This is a genomic window from Paenibacillus protaetiae (assembly GCF_004135365.1).
GTDB classification, from domain to species: Bacteria; Bacillota; Bacilli; order Paenibacillales; family Paenibacillaceae; genus Paenibacillus_AP; species Paenibacillus_AP protaetiae.
Window position 1 is genome coordinate 1,044,181 of sequence record NZ_CP035492.1, and the last position, 12,082, is coordinate 1,056,262.

A 12,082-nucleotide genomic window follows, 5' to 3' on the forward strand; every position below is an offset into this window, starting at 1 on the left:
TCCTTCACTTATAGAGATCAGGACGTTACCGGCGGCCGCCTCTGCGGCGGAACGAAATGGCGCACCAGAGCACCGACAGCGCCAGTATGGCTGCGCACCAGGCGGCTGCCTGCCAAGCGTATCCCGCATCGGCTGAGCCGGCAAGCAATCCGCGGATCGTCTCAATGACCGGCGTAATCGGCTGGTGTCCGGCAAAGCCTTGCAGCCATGAAGGCATGGTGCTTGTCGGGACAAAGGCGCTGGACAGGTATGGCAGGAACAGCAGGGCAAAGCCGTAGCCGCTGGCGGCGGATGGGCTGCCCGTCACAAGGCCGATGGCGGCGAACAGCCATGTGAATGCGAGAATAAACAGGATGATAACTCCGAGCGCTCCCAGCCATTCGGCCAGCCCGGCAGAAGGCCGGAATCCGACCAGCAGGGCAACGCCGATCACGATGCATGTCGCAAGCAGATTTCGCACAAGGCTGGCGGCTACATGCCCGGTGACGACGCTTATGCTGCGGATAGGCATCGTCCGAAACCGGTCGATAATGCCATTGCTCATATCCGTTGCAACGTCAACCGCCGTGCTGGACGATCCGAATCCGGCGCACAGCAAGATGATGCCCGGCACGACGTAATTGACATAATCGCCGCCGGGTGCAATGGCGCCGCCAAATACATAAGTGAACAGCAGCATCAGCATGACCGGCAGCATAACCGCCATCATTAACGACTCCATGTTGCGCAGGCTGTGGCGCAGGCTTCTTCCAATAAAGACGGCATTGGTGACGGCAAATGAAACAGGTTTAACCGCGTGTTTGTTCGCATTCATCCTAAAGATACCTCCTTGTGAAGAGCTGGACTGCTGCCCGTTAAGGCAAGGAATACATCGTCCATGCTTGGCTTGCGAATGACAATCCGAACATCCGGGGGACAGGATGCCTCCAGCTCATTCAGCTTCTGCCGGACATCTCGGACGCTCCCGTCCGTCGGAATGGAACCGATCAGCTCATCTTTCAGTCCGCGAAGCTCGATGACTTCGCCGCCAACCCGTGCTTTCAATTCATCTGCCGTTCCGGCAGCGGCAATTCTGCCGCCGTTCAACACGGCGATTTCATCGGCAAGCTGATCGGCTTCCTCCAAATATTGCGTTGTCAAGAAAATGGTCATTCCTTCATTCTTCAGCTGCCGGATCATTTCCCATAAGGAGCGGCGGCTGGCCGTATCAAGGCCGGTTGTAGGCTCGTCGAGAAACAGCACCGGACGGCTGACAACGAGACTGACCGCAAGATCCAATCTGCGGCGCATGCCGCCTGAATACGTTTTTACCCGTTTGAATGCGGCTTCCTCCAGCTCGAATTGCTGCAGCAGCTCTTTCGTCCGGGTACGGGATTGTGCCGCCGACAATCCGGACAGCCGGGACATCATCATCAAATTTTCCGAACCGGTCAGCACTTCGTCTACTGCAGCGAATTGGCCGGTAAGGCTGATCGCTTGCCGGACGTTGTTTCGGTCCGATAGGATGTCATATCCGGCAATTCGGGCAGAACCGCTGTCAGGATGGACCAGGGTCGATAAAATATGAATCAGCGTTGTTTTGCCGGCGCCGTTTGGTCCAAGCAGCGCATATATCGTTCCTTTTGCAACCGACAAGCGGATGCCGTCAAGCACGGTGTGGGCGCCGTAGCTTTTGCGCAAGCCGTTTACTTCAATGGCATGTAATACCATCACATTCACTCCTTATTTAATTGATTAATATATAAACAGTATATGTCGTATACAGTAATTATGCCTCATTCCTCAGACGGAAATGAAACTCGTTTGGAGGACCGATAAAAAGGCCGGTTACGTAGTTCAACCTGCTTCAATACGATAAGGCAGACAGGGGAATAATGGTGAAGAAACGTCGTATCAACAAAATTTACGCCATGCAGCTGGCAACGATTTTTTTAGGATTTATGATTTTTGGGTTCTCGGAAAATATTAAAGGCCCGGCGATCCCGCGCATTCAGTTTGATTTCTCGCTAACCGAAGCACAGCTGGGCACCTTATTGTCGCTTAACTCGCTAGGTTATTTGCTGGCCTGCTCGTTTACAGCTTATTTAACCCGGATATGGGGGATTAAATGGGTAACGATAACTTCTTTTGCGTTAATGGCGGCCTCCGGCATTCTCATCTATTATTCGCAGCATTACGGGTTGTTCTCGGCGTCGTATTTTCTGATGTATATCGGAAACAAGATGCTGGAGATCGCCCTCGCGATTCTAAGCGCGCGTATTTTTGTGAAAAACACCGGCATGATGATGAATATGACGCATGGCTTCTACGGCTATTGCCGGGGGCGAAAGCTTCGCTTTTCTGTTTGCGGCGGCAGGGATCGGTATCGCCATGATTTATCCGACGGTTATGGCGTTTATCGCCAGACGTTATGCCAATGGGAGCGATACGGCGATCACATTTATCGTTACCTTAATGGGGATTGGCAGCGTTATCGGCAATTATTTGATTGGCGGTATTATCGATTTGGTCAAAAGCTTCTATGAAGCCGGCTCGCAAGAGGGGCTGCTGCACGGCCTGCAGGCCGGATACAGCTTCATTGGCTTATGTGCGGCATTAAGCTCGATTTCGGGCCTCATTCTGATTATCTATTTGCGCAGAAGGAAAGAACTGATATAAAAGCAGGTTGATGAGGCCTATCCGTTTCATCATTGTATAAACAGCAGCCTTTTCGGAGGAATGAACTCTCGTTCCGGCATTCGGAAGGCTGCCTTTTGTTTACATCCGATTTCCGATCTGGCTTGTGTACACACGACGGACACAAGAGCGGCTTATACTTAGCTTTGCAGACAGGAGGTGCAGCCATGAGGCGCAGTATTTTGCTGGTTGAAGACGATATGCTGCTGCGCGAGCTCATTACGGATTATTTCGAACAGGAGCAATGGCTCGTTATCGAAGCGGACAATGGCAGGCTTGCCATTGAACGGTTCGAACAGCATAACGTGGACCTGGTCGTGCTGGACATCATGATGCCCGAAATGGACGGCTGGTCTGTGTGCCGGCATATCCGGAAGCAATCCGATGTTCCGATTATGATCATGACAGCCAGGGCGGATGACAACGATCAGCTGCTTGGCTTTGAGCTGGGGGCTGACGAATACGTGACGAAGCCGTTAAGCCCGCGGGTTCTTGTCGCCCGCGCCAAAGCGCTTCTGAAACGGACGGAAGGCACGGTTGGCCGCGAGGAGCATTTGCTCGCATACGGGAAGCTGTCGGTGGACCGCTTGTCGCATGCCGCAGCCGTCAATGGCGAACCGGTCGCTTTGTCGCCCAAAGAATACGAGCTGCTGCTATTTCTGATGAAGCATGCCGGCAAAGTGCTGCCGCGCGAATATGTGCTGAACGCTGTCTGGGGGTACGATTATTTGGGGGATGTGAGAACGGTCGATACGCATATCAAAAAACTGCGGGCAAAACTGGGTGAAGCCGGCGAATATATTCATACCGTAATACGTTCGGGTTATAAATTCGAGACGGAGACATGAGAACAAACCGCGTAGTATTTAAATTGTTTGTGATTACGGCTTTGCTCATCGCGGCAGCTTTTACCATTGTGCTGCTGGCGCAGGGGCTGTTCTTCGAACGGTTTTACCGTTCGTCCAAACTACATGCGCTGGAGCGCAGCATGAAACATTTGGCGCAGGAAGCGGCAGCGGCGGATCATGACCAGCAGATGTCCAAGCTGCTTGGAACGTTTATGAACAGCAATGATGCAGGGGCGGCGCTGCTGAACCATAATCTGGAACGGATTGTGATAAATCCGTATTATGTTGCGGTGCAGGCCGGCGGAAAGTTGATCACGGTGCTTATCTCACCCAAAGGGATGAAGATGGATGCCGTTCCGCATGGCATACATGCTGGAGATTCAATTACGGTTGACGGGATCTATATGGATGAGGCGGACACGGTGCTGCATCCGGTTATTTTCCAGCCGCACAGCAAGGCGCCGGAGCAAGGGCTGGTTAGAGTAAGCGGACTTGTGGCGGAAGCGCTGCTGCCCGAGCAGCGCTCGTCTAATCCGTATTACGAGGATGCACTGTTAGACGACGCGCTGCAGGAAAGCATCCGCAATTCGAATCCGGATTTGTCCCGGATGCCGACGAGCCGGACTCTCGTGCGGGAATGGACCGATGAATGGAGCGGCTTCCGTTACGCCGTGCTGCTTCAGCCTGTGCCGGACGCCTCCCATGCGGAAAACAGCCGTTACTTGCTCGTGATGGCTTCGCTTCAGCCAGTCGGGGAAGCCGTAGGCGTGTTAAAGCATTATTTCATTTATTTAACGCCATTAATGTTCTTGCTGGCTATCGTGTTATCCGTCTTTTATTCGCGTATCATCGCCCGTCCGCTTGTCCAGCTTAACCGTTTGGCATCGAGGCTTGCCAAGCTGGATTTTACAGCCCAGCCGGTGATAAAGACGAAGGACGAATTTGGACAGCTGTCGCAGACGCTGATGGAGATGTCCCGCAGCCTGGATGCAGCCATGCAAACGCTGACTGCCGCCAACGAACAGCTAGCGGAAGATATGAGAGAAAAACAGCGGTCGGAAGCGCTCCGAAAAGAGCTGATTGCCAATCTTTCGCATGAGCTGAAGACGCCGCTGGGCATCGTGAAAGGTTTTGCCGAAGGGCTGCAGGACGGAATTGCCGGCGAGAAAAAAGAACTGTACCTCGCTTTGATCGTGAGCGAAACTGACCGGATGAATGCAATGATTATGGATATGCTGGAATTGTCCAAGTATGAAGCAAAAGCCATCCAGCTGCAGACCGGCACTTTCCCGATCTCCGGGCTCATACGCAGCACGCTGGAATTGTTTACGCCTCTGCTGGAGAGCAAGAAGCTTACGGCAGTATTTCCGGAACAGGAACAGCTTGTTGTGGAAGCCGATGCCAAACGGATTGAGCAGGTGTTGTCCAATTTGTTCAGCAACGCGATCCGTTATGCGGTCCAAGGCAGCGCGATTACAATAGAAGCGAAACGAACTGCGGAAGGAACGGTTGCCGTTTCGGTCGAAAATACCGGCCCATCCATCGCAGAGGCGGATTTGCCGCGAGTATGGGAACCTTTCTACCGGGCAGACCGTTCCAGAGACCGCCAAACAGGCGGAACGGGCCTTGGGCTGGCCATCGTCAAGCATATTTTGGAGCTGCACGGCAGCGAATACGATGCAGCGAATACGGATCATGGCGTTACTTTTTCATTTACACTTAAAGAAAGCAGGGGAGATCCAGATGAATAAAGTCAAAAAAGGGTTGTGGGTGGCTGCTGCATGCTGCGCGCTGCTCCTTATCAGCGCATGCGGGGCAGCGAACGAAGGGAAATCCGGGAATGCCGGAGCTTCTCCGGCAGAGACCAGCCAGACGCAGGAGGGCAGCGGCAGCACAGCTTCCGCTAACCCGGACGATACGGCGGAAGGCCAAGCTGCTTCAGGCGGTACGGAGGCATCTGCCGCTCCGGAAGATGACGCTGCTTCAGCCGCACCATCCGGCACAAGCAGTGAAATATTGATCATTATCGACCAAACGCCTAAGCCGATTGAAGGGAACAGCTTTGATTTTACAGTCAATAAGCGGCCGGACGGGTATGCCTTGTCGGAAATGCAATGGATATCGGAGACAACCACAATCGTAAATACGACCGCTGAAGCTGTTCAGCACGGGCAAAATGGCGAAGACGGCTTTTATATTAGCGGCGACGGGCAGTTTACCGGCTTTTTTTATCCCGATTCCATGAAGGGCGAAAAGGGAGAGGTCGTATTTGTATTCAAAAACAGCGATAATCAGGAGCTTACCTGGAAAAAAACGATCACATTAATGTAACGGAAAGTCCCCTTGCCGGCGGGTGCAGCCGCTGTGCAGGGGGGATTTTTTGTGCGCGAAGGTTTATTCCGGTATAAGATTCAGCTATCGCGAGAATGGAGAATGCGAGGTTATTCCGCCAGGGTATCCCGGTATAGAGCGGTGCAGAAGGTATCTTTTTCCTTTGGAACGGATGCGGTACAATAGGGGTATTACTTGACTTATTCATTTGCGTAGGGCACCCACAGAAGAGGGGGATGAAAGCTATGAGTATTGCACGTACGCCTGAACCGCCGTATTATGCGGTTATTTTCACATCGCAGCTGTCGGAGGGAGACCACATCGGATACGAAGCAATGGGCGACAAAATGGTGGAGCTGGCTGCAGAGCAGGAAGGTTTCCTTGGCGTGGAAAGTACCCGCGGTACGGACGGACTTGGCATCACCGTTTCCTATTGGGCTTCGCTGGAAGCGATTCAGGCGTGGAAAAACCACGCCTTGCACCGTGTTGCACAGGAAAAAGGCAAGTCAACCTGGTATAACCAATTTGGCCTGCGGGTTGCAAAGGTTGAACGCGAAAACTTTATGGGGTTATAAATCGGACTGGAACCGGCAAGTGAATGCTTGACCGGTTTTTTTTGTTACATTCATGGCTATGTCATCTTGCTACTGCCAGCTTATGACGTTGTGACATGAACAAGGAGGTTCTGATGAGATGAAGGTGAAACAGGTAAGGGAGGCGGCAGCGGATTGGGTACGGAGCCGCGGCAGCGGGCTTGAACAGTACTGCGGTGCTTACATCAGCGGGTCGACGGTAGGGCTGCCAGATGATGCCGATATGCCGATCGGCTCGGATATTGACGTTATGGTTGTGCTGAACCGGGACAATCTTCCGATGAAGCCGGGCAAGCTGCTGCATCAGGGCGTCCTTGTTGAAATTTCTTTTTTAGCTTTGCAGCAGCTTTCCTCCCCTGAAGCCGTGTTGTCTTCTTATCATTTGGCCGGCGGATTGCGGACAGACACGATTATTGATGATCCTACTGGCTATTTGCGGAAGCTGCAGAGCGAGGTTTCCCGGCATTTTGCACAAAAAAAGTGGGTACGCGCACGCTGTGAGCATGTTCTCCAGTCCATTCAGAACGGGCTGAGCTCTATTCCGCCGGCCGGGCCTTGGCATGCCCCAATAACGTCGTGGCTGTTTCCTACAGGCATTACGACACATGTCATCCTGGTTGCAGCGCTTCGCAATCCAACCGTACGGCTGCGTTATTTGGCGGCTTCCCGGGTTCTTGCTGCCGATAATCGTATGGCGCTTTACGAGAAGCTGCTGCGCTTGCTGGGGTGTGAGACTATAAGCGCGCAGCGTGTGGAACAGCATTTGCAGCAGCTGGAGCGGACTTTTGATACAGCAGCTGCTGCTGCCAGAACGCTGCTGCCGTTCAGCTCCGACATCACCGCAGCGGCAAAACCAATTATCATCGACGGCAGCCGCGTGCTGATCAAGCAGGGGAATCACAGAGAAGCTGTATTTTGGATGATGGCTACGTTTGCCAGATGCCATCATATTTTTACGGTGGACCAGCCGGAGCTGCTGCCCGTCTACGAGCCGTCTTTTCGTGAGATGGCGGCTGATCTCGGAATTTATTCTTTTGAAGATATGGCCAAGCGTGCCCGGCAAACGCTTAACTTCCTGCCTGAGCTGCGGCAAGCGGCTGAGCAGATGATCCAAGCTTCAGAAGCGGAAGCTCATCGTTCGTAAATTAGAGCAGGAAAGCGGCATCCTTTTCACGAAAAAGTATTAGGGATTTGTTTCCATCTTGATGGGTTGATAAGGAGAAAGTTCACGGTGGAAATGGGTCTTACATTAAAGTGGTTTTCCAGTCCGGAGAAACCGGATTTACGGGAACAGCAATTTGCCGCTCGTTATCCGTGGCATAAACCAAGCGATTATTATAACCGCTGTCTGGACGCATTGGACTTGGAGTAGGGTTATACCCGGATTACGGAAACGCCCCAAAAAATGTACATCAAACGCGGGTATATGCCGGACGGTAACGGAAAGACGTACCGCAACGTGACGGTATATCCCGGACAGTCTGTCATAGTGGATAAACCCGACATTAACCAGGCAGGAGGCTTCAAAATGGGCTGGACCGAATTCAAGGCAATTCCTAACGAATACAATGATGAAGTGCAAGCAATTGATAAGCAGATCATAACGTTAATCATGAAGCGCAAGGAAGCAGCCAAAGGCAAACGGCTGTTTCCGCCCCAGGAGCTGCTAAGCAATTGGGCGAACGAATTCGATATGGAAGCAGCTCAGCTGAATGCCATAATTGATTCTTTTTCCATACGTTTTCCGGTCATTACGCCACAAGGGCCCGGCAAGCTGGTTCATGTGCTGCCAATTATGAAAAAGACCATCTTGGATGGTTTTGAATATGAATTGACACATGCGATGCAGCACGAGAACGGCAGTATTGTATTTGTAGAAATTTATCAAACGGAGACAGACGACTTTAATGGACATATGCGTCCGAAGCTGCAATTGGAAGTGACGGGCGAGCAGGAGTACTCTGTACACAGGGATGGCGCAAGTGGCGGCAGCGGACATACTCAGCTTAGTTTTCTCGTTATTCCCCGATTGCCGGACAGTCTGGATCAGGTTCGATTTAAGTTAATCCCGTATGCGCCGATTTCGGAATATATTAGAAAAGAGATCATTTTGAATCAAGAGGTTGCCTTTGAATAAATAGCCCCGCAAATCGTTAATGCCATGAAATAGGAATCGGGTTGAGCGGGAGCTTCTGCTGTGATATAGTAATCCTAATTATGTAAAGGGAGGTGAGGTAGGTGAATCACGAATGGGTTAACAACCGTCTTAGCCAGCTGCCATTGTCGATGGCTGGCATTTTTTCCGCTTTAATCGCGAACGGGATCAGTCTGTCTATTTTTGACTATACGATTAAACCATTCGCGAGAAGACGCCTACCTTGACCACTACGGATGATGTTATGATCCAGAGGGCCGCGGGCTTGTTGCCGCGGCTCTTTTTTTGTGTGTTTAAGAAGGGTTTTCCTGGAGCAGGAGGCTCTTACTATGATAATTGTTAACTTACAGCAAGTTCAAAAATATAACGCCGCCAATCTCGTATTGGATGGCGTAACCTTCCAGCTGCAAGCCGGCGAGAAGGTAGCCCTTATCGGCCGCAACGGAAGCGGAAAGTCAACGCTGCTACAGCTGTTATCTGGGGCTGAGACCGCTGACAGCGGTTCAGTCTCCATCAAGAAAGATTTGCATATCGGATATTTGCCGCAAATTCCATCGCAATATGAGCATATGACCGTGTATGAAGTGCTTGCATCCGGCTTTCTGGAGCTGACGGGCTTGAAACAGCAAATGGCGGAGCTGGAATATGACATGGCAAGCAGCGATACATCCGGTCATGCCCGTGATCTGGATCGTTTGCTTACAAGCTACACCTCCGTGCAGGAGAACTTCGAACGGCTTGGCGGTTATGAAATGGATGCGTCCATTGATCAGGTGGCAAACGGGCTGCAAATTGACCGCAGCCGTGACAGCGGCCTATTCTCCAGCTTGTCAGGCGGAGAAAAGACACGTGTTGTCCTTGCATCACAGCTTGTAGCTCGACCCGAATTGCTGCTTCTGGACGAACCAACCAATCATTTGGATTTAAAAGGGATCGAGTGGCTGGAGCAGTATTTGCGGCGTTATGACGGGGCATGTGTCATCGTATCGCATGACCGGCAATTTCTGGACGCAGTGGTCACGAAGTTGATTGAGCTTGAGGAGGGAGAATCCTGTACGTACCCGACGAACTACAGCGGTTATATGCTGGAGAAGGAACAGCGGCTGCTGCAGCAGTTTGATTTATACCAGGAACAGCAAAAAAAGATAAAAAAGATGAAAGAAACGATTCGCCAGCTTGAAGAATGGGGCAAAATCGGCGGTAACGATAAGTTTTTCAAACGAGCTGCCTCTATTCGAAAAGCGCTGTCGAAAATAGACATGGTGAAACGTCCGGTGCTGGAACAAAAAAACGCTGATTTTTCCGTTTCGATGCTGGATCGCTCGGGCAAAAGAGTGATTTCGTTTGAGCAGCTGACCAAACGGTTTGGAAACCGGCTAATTGTAGAGCAAGCGGAGGGCAGCCTTCTGTTTGGAGATAAAATTGCATTGGTTGGAGGTAACGGTACAGGTAAAACGACTTTCCTTCATCTGTTAAGAGGCGCATTAGCTCCGGATGAAGGGCTAATTACGCAAGGCTCCCGGCTAGTTATCGGTTATTTGGCCCAGCAAGAGCCTGTTCCTAATGAAAAACAGTCGGTTCTGGATTATTTCCGTACAGAAGAAGCATTGGAGGAAGGGGAAGCCCGCCGCGAGCTGGCCCGTTACTTGTTTTACGGGACTCATGTATTTAAACCGCTGCAGTCGCTCTCCGGCGGCGAATGGACCCGGCTGCGTCTAGCGATGCTCATGCGAAAAAAACCTAATCTGCTGCTGTTGGACGAACCAACGAACCATCTCGATATCGCTTCACGCGAAGCGTTGGAAGAAGCGCTCGAAGATTTTCCGGGAACGGTGTTCGCCATCTCGCATGACCGGTATTTTATTAACCGGCTGGCGAAGCAGATCTGGGAAATCGAAAATGCGCGTTTACTTTGTTTTTCCGGTCATTACGAGGATTACAAGGCAAAGCGGGATCAGTTAAGAAGCCATAAGCCCGGTGAACTGCATAAGCAGCCGGGCAAGAAATTTGAACAGCCGAGTAAAGGGAAAGAGAAGGATAGGACCCAAAGCAGTGAACAGCTGCTGAAGCATATCACTGCCATCGAAGCAGACTTGGCTAGATTAGATTCGGAAATAGCCCGGCTGTCCGATTCGGCGGAACTAAAGGAGCTGGCAGCGAAATGGGAAGAAAGAGAAGCGCTTCAAATCAAGCTGGATGAACGGACCGAGCAATGGTTGAAGCTTAGCGAATAAGACCAAACGATACCAGACATGAAAGTTTGGGTTGGGTTGCACAACAAGCATAACCGTTCCTGCTCGCGCTCACGCTCGAAAAGAGTTCTCACTTACAAACACCGGCTATTGGAAAGATCCAATAGCCGGTGTTTGTTTATTTGCCGCGTGATAGAGGAAAAAGCTTAATCGTAATGTTGACGATTAAGAGAAGTTCTGTTATTGTATACACTAATCGTAATAGTTACGAATAAAAAGGCTATAGCATAAAAGAGAGGGGGAGCCAAATGCACGGCCAATAGGCAAAACAAGTTCAATCCATACGATTGAACTTTATTATCGCCACCTAATCGTAATGGTTACTATTTATTCGAAAGCCTTTTATCCGAGGAAAGGGATACGGGCTTACATCTTGGATGGGAAAGGAGGCTAGACATGGAGATGCTGCAATACGATTTTATGCGCAGAGCGATGCTCGCGGGCAGTATGATCGCGCTGATCGCATCGGTACTCGGCGTCTATCTGCTGCTCAGAAGGCAGGCTATGGTAGCCGACATGCTGTCGCATGTATCGCTGGCTGGTGTCGCCCTTGGCGCTTATCTACAGCTGAATCCGTCAATCACCGGTTTTGCAGTTGCCATAATCGGGGCGGCAGCTGTTGAATACGTGCGCAGGGTGTACAAAAGCTTCAGCGAGCTGTCCGTGGCGATCATTATGGTCGGCGGATTATCGCTGGCTATGATCATGATTGCCATGAACAAAAGCGTGAACATGAACTTATCGTCTTATTTGTTTGGCTCGGTTGTAGCCGTTGGCCGGACGGATCTGCTGGAGCTGTTTATTTCGGCAATGATTGGCGCCATCTTTTGTTTGGTGTTCCGGAGATCCCTTTACTTAATTGCGTTTGATGAGGATATCGCCAAAGCCAGCGGCGTGCAGGTGGCGCGGGTTTCGCTCGGATTCAGTGTCGTAACCGGCATGATTGTCGCTTCTGCCATGCCAATCGTTGGCGTATTGCTATTGTCCTCGCTGCTCATTTTGCCCGCTGCGCTGGCAATTCGGGTAGCATCGGGATTTGCGGCCGCGATACTGTTATCCATGATAACCGGACTGACGGGAACGCTGGCGGGGATAACGGCATCTTATGCGTTTGATTTTCCGCCTGGCGCAACGATTGCTTTTGTATTGCTGTTGCTGCTCGTTGCCGGGCTTGGCATTAAACGATTGCAAGTTATAGTCAAATCATATAAATGGAGGATATCTTAG

At 51.3% G+C, this 12,082-nt stretch carries 12 protein-coding genes and 1 pseudogene; 11 read left to right on the top strand and 2 right to left on the bottom strand.

The features are described from left to right. Window positions 1-25 precede the first annotated feature (25 nt). Window positions 26-814 carry an ABC transporter permease gene (locus tag ET464_RS04650; protein WP_129438661.1) on the bottom strand — a complete coding sequence of 263 codons (789 nt, stop codon included), beginning with the start codon at window positions 812-814 and terminating at the stop codon, window positions 26-28. Continuing rightward, entirely contained in the window at window positions 811-1,710 is a 900-nt protein-coding gene (locus tag ET464_RS04655) for an ATP-binding cassette domain-containing protein (RefSeq protein WP_129444088.1), read from the bottom strand. Before ET464_RS04655 ends, ET464_RS04650 begins: the two co-directional genes overlap by 4 nt. 164 nt (window positions 1,711-1,874) lie before the next feature. Between ET464_RS04655 and ET464_RS04660 the strand changes: the two are divergent. The 11 genes and pseudogenes from ET464_RS04660 (at window position 1,875) to ET464_RS04705 (ending at window position 12,082) form a co-directional block, all read left to right on the top strand. Beyond that, window positions 1,875-2,658: pseudogene (locus ET464_RS04660) on the top strand (MFS transporter). A 185-nt stretch (window positions 2,659-2,843) separates the two neighbouring features. Then, window positions 2,844-3,524, top strand: coding sequence for a response regulator transcription factor (locus tag ET464_RS04665; RefSeq protein ID WP_129438663.1), 681 nt, complete (start codon window positions 2,844-2,846; stop codon window positions 3,522-3,524). Then, entirely contained in the window at window positions 3,521-5,275 is a 1,755-nt protein-coding gene (locus ET464_RS04670; RefSeq protein WP_129438664.1) for a sensor histidine kinase, read from the top strand. Before ET464_RS04665 ends, ET464_RS04670 begins: the two co-directional genes overlap by 4 nt. Beyond that, a complete protein-coding gene (locus tag ET464_RS04675; RefSeq protein WP_129438666.1) occupies window positions 5,268-5,855 on the top strand; it encodes a hypothetical protein in 588 nt (195 codons plus the stop codon). Before ET464_RS04670 ends, ET464_RS04675 begins: the two co-directional genes overlap by 8 nt. Window positions 5,856-6,100: 245 nt before the next feature. After that, a complete protein-coding gene (locus tag ET464_RS04680; protein WP_129438668.1) occupies window positions 6,101-6,430 on the top strand; it encodes an antibiotic biosynthesis monooxygenase family protein in 330 nt (109 codons plus the stop codon). Window positions 6,431-6,548: 118 nt separating this feature from the next. Beyond that, window positions 6,549-7,592, top strand: coding sequence for a hypothetical protein (locus tag ET464_RS04685; protein WP_129438670.1), 1,044 nt, complete (start codon window positions 6,549-6,551; stop codon window positions 7,590-7,592). An 87-nt stretch (window positions 7,593-7,679) separates the two neighbouring features. After that, window positions 7,680-7,820, top strand: coding sequence for a hypothetical protein (locus ET464_RS19740; protein WP_165279896.1), 141 nt, complete (start codon window positions 7,680-7,682; stop codon window positions 7,818-7,820). A gap of 33 nt (window positions 7,821-7,853) precedes the next feature. Next, window positions 7,854-8,585: a hypothetical protein gene (locus tag ET464_RS04695; RefSeq protein ID WP_244226664.1), complete on the top strand. Its 732-nt coding sequence runs from the start codon at window positions 7,854-7,856 to the stop codon at window positions 8,583-8,585. A 149-nt stretch (window positions 8,586-8,734) separates the two neighbouring features. Next, window positions 8,735-8,830 (top strand): RAxF-45 family protein, encoded by a 96-nt coding sequence (locus ET464_RS20540; RefSeq protein ID WP_279630131.1) that lies wholly within the window; start codon window positions 8,735-8,737, stop codon window positions 8,828-8,830. Window positions 8,831-8,932: 102 nt separating this feature from the next. After that, window positions 8,933-10,837 carry a ribosomal protection-like ABC-F family protein gene (abc-f, locus tag ET464_RS04700; RefSeq protein WP_129438672.1) on the top strand — a complete coding sequence of 635 codons (1,905 nt, stop codon included), beginning with the start codon at window positions 8,933-8,935 and terminating at the stop codon, window positions 10,835-10,837. 414 nt (window positions 10,838-11,251) lie between these two features. Next, window positions 11,252-12,082, top strand: a complete 831-nt coding sequence (locus tag ET464_RS04705) for a metal ABC transporter permease (protein WP_129438674.1) — start codon at window positions 11,252-11,254, stop codon at window positions 12,080-12,082.